This window comes from Shigella sp. FC1567 (genome assembly GCF_001743015.1).
Classification (GTDB): domain Bacteria; phylum Pseudomonadota; class Gammaproteobacteria; order Enterobacterales; family Enterobacteriaceae; genus Escherichia; species Escherichia coli.
In genome coordinates, this window is the sequence record NZ_MIIV01000208.1 from 1 (window position 1) to 2,553 (window position 2,553).

Genomic DNA, 2,553 nt, shown 5'->3' on the forward strand with positions numbered 1-2,553 from the left:
AAAGGTTCTCAGTATGTATCGCTGGCCTACACACAGCGGCTTAAGGAAGCCGGATTACTGGCATCAACAGGAAGTACAGGCGACTCGTATGACAACGCGATGGCGGAGAGCATCAATGGTCTTTACAAAGCGGAGGTAATACACCGTAAGAGCTGGAAAAACCGTGCAGAAGTGGAACTGGCCACACTCACGTGGGTGGACTGGTATAATAATCGACGATTGCTGGAAAGGCTGGGCCACATCCCTCCGGCAGAAGCAGAAAAAGCTTATTATGCTTCCATCGGAAACGATGATCTGGCAGCCTGAGTTCACAGATAAAACACTCTCCAGGAAACCCGGGGCGGTTCAAATTTTATTATCATTATCATTATCATTATCATTCTCTGTTGGGGCGGTTACAGGGTCTTTACTCCCCGGCGTAACAACGTTTCACATGGTGATACCCGTTTAATTTCCCAGCGTATATTCTGGCAGATTGTGTTTCCTGCAACGCTGTTTCTGATACTTTTCCAGTTTGCTGCATTTGTAGGATTATTGGCGAGCAGAGAAAATCTGGTCGGTGTCATGCCTTTTAACCTCGGGACTTTAATCAATTATCAGGCCTTACTGGTGGGTAATCTGATCGGTGTCCCGCTGTGCTACTTCATCATTCGGGTAGTGCGAAATCCATTTTATTTACGTAGCTATTATTCGCAATTAAAACAGCAGGTTGATGCCAAAGTCACCAAAAAAGAGTTCGCGCTCTGGCTACTGGCATTAGGTGCTTTATTGTTGCTGTTATGCATGCCGTTAAATGAAAAAAGCACAATTTTTAGCACCAATTATACCTTGTCATTATTGCTGCCCCTGATGATGTGGGGAGCGATGCGCTATGGTTATAAGCTGATTTCTCTGCTCTGGGCGGTCGTGTTGATGATCAGCATCCACAGCTATCAAAATTACATTCCCATTTATCCTGGCTATACCACGCAGCTGACCATAACCTCCTCCAGTTATCTGGTATTCTCTTTTATTGTCAATTATATGGCTGTACTGGCAACCCGTCAGAGAGCGGTAGTCAGACGCATTCAGCGGCTTGCGTATGTGGACCCGGTGGTTCATCTGCCAAATGTTCGCGCCCTGAATCGCGCGTTGCGTGATGCCCCCTGGTCTGCGCTTTGTTATTTACGCATCCCTGGCATGGAAATGCTGGTTAAGAACTATGGCATCATGCTGCGGATTCAATACAAGCAAAAACTTTCTCACTGGCTGTCACCCTTGCTGGAACCGGGTGAAGATGTTTATCAGCTTTCGGGTAACGATCTCGCGCTGCGACTGAATACAGAATCGCACCAGGAGCGCATTACCGCACTGGATAGCCATCTCAAGCAATTTCGTTTCTTTTGGGATGGCATGCCGATGCAACCGCAGATTGGCGTCAGTTACTGCTATGTGCGCTCGCCAGTGAATCATATCTACCTGCTGCTGGGAGAGCTAAATACGGTCGCCGAACTTTCCATCGTGACCAACGCCCCGGAAAATATGCAGCGTCGCGGGGCAATGTATTTGCAACGCGAATTGAAAGATAAAGTCGCGATGATGAATCGACTACAGCAGGCGCTGGAACACAACCATTTTTTCCTGATGGCCCAGCCGATTACCGGTATGCGTGGTGATGTTTACCATGAAATTCTTCTGCGCATGAAAGGTGAGAATGATGAACTGATCAGCCCCGATAGCTTCTTGCCGGTCGCGCACGAATTTGGTTTATCGTCGAGTATCGACATGTGGGTCATTGAGCATACGCTGCAATTTATGGCTGAAAACAGAGCGAAGATGCCCGCTCACCGTTTTGCTATTAATCTGTCTCCAACCTCGGTATGTCAGGCTCGTTTTCCTTTTGAAGTCAGTCAGTTGCTGGCTAAATATCAGATTGAAGCGTGGCAACTTATTTTTGAAGTCACCGAAAGTAATGCTCTGACCAATGTTAAGCAGGCGCAAATCACCTTGCAGCATCTTCAGGAATTAGGCTGCCAGATTGCGATTGATGATTTCGGCACCGGCTACGCCAGCTATGCACGGCTTAAAAATGTGAATGCCGATCTGCTTAAAATTGACGGCAGTTTTATCCGCAATATTGTGTCAAATAGTCTGGATTATCAGATAGTGGCATCGATTTGCCACCTGGCGCGAATGAAGAAAATGCGGGTAGTGGCAGAGTACGTTGAAAACGAAGAGATCCGCGAGGCGGTGCTCTCTTTGGGGATCGATTATATGCAGGGTTATCTTATTGGTAAGCCGTAGCCGTTAATTGATACGTTGAATGAAATCTGAAGTGGTCAACAAAAACTGGCCACCGAGTTAGAGTTTTTCCAGTATCGATTTTCCGATTCGTTTGGGGGTAACCCACCGTTATATTCGTGCGGTCTTAGTGCGCTGTAATATCCAACGATATAGTCCGTTATGGCGTGAGCTGCCTCGCTGAAGCTTACGTAACCCACCACCGGCATCCATTCGTTCTTCAGACTCCTGAAGAAGCGTTCCATTGGGCTGTTATCCCAGCAGTTTCCGCGC

General features: G+C 47.4%; 2 protein-coding genes and 1 pseudogene. 2 read left to right on the top strand and 1 reads right to left on the bottom strand.

The genetic code is table 11. The features are described 5' to 3' along the window. Together BHE85_RS13095 and pdeF are read left to right on the top strand one after the other, a co-directional pair. Positions 1–306 (top strand): integrase core domain-containing protein (locus BHE85_RS13095; RefSeq protein WP_032232747.1); only part of this gene is annotated, 306 nt, incomplete at its 5' end. A gap of 60 nt (positions 307–366) precedes the next feature. Next, positions 367–2,283, top strand: a pseudogene (gene pdeF / locus BHE85_RS13105) (cyclic-guanylate-specific phosphodiesterase PdeF); the annotation flags it as partial. Positions 2,284–2,318: 35 nt separating this feature from the next. On the opposite strand, the gene BHE85_RS13110 reads toward pdeF, so the two are convergent. Continuing rightward, a partial coding sequence (locus tag BHE85_RS13110) for an integrase core domain-containing protein (RefSeq protein WP_146627965.1) occupies positions 2,319–2,553 on the bottom strand: 235 nt, incomplete at its 5' end.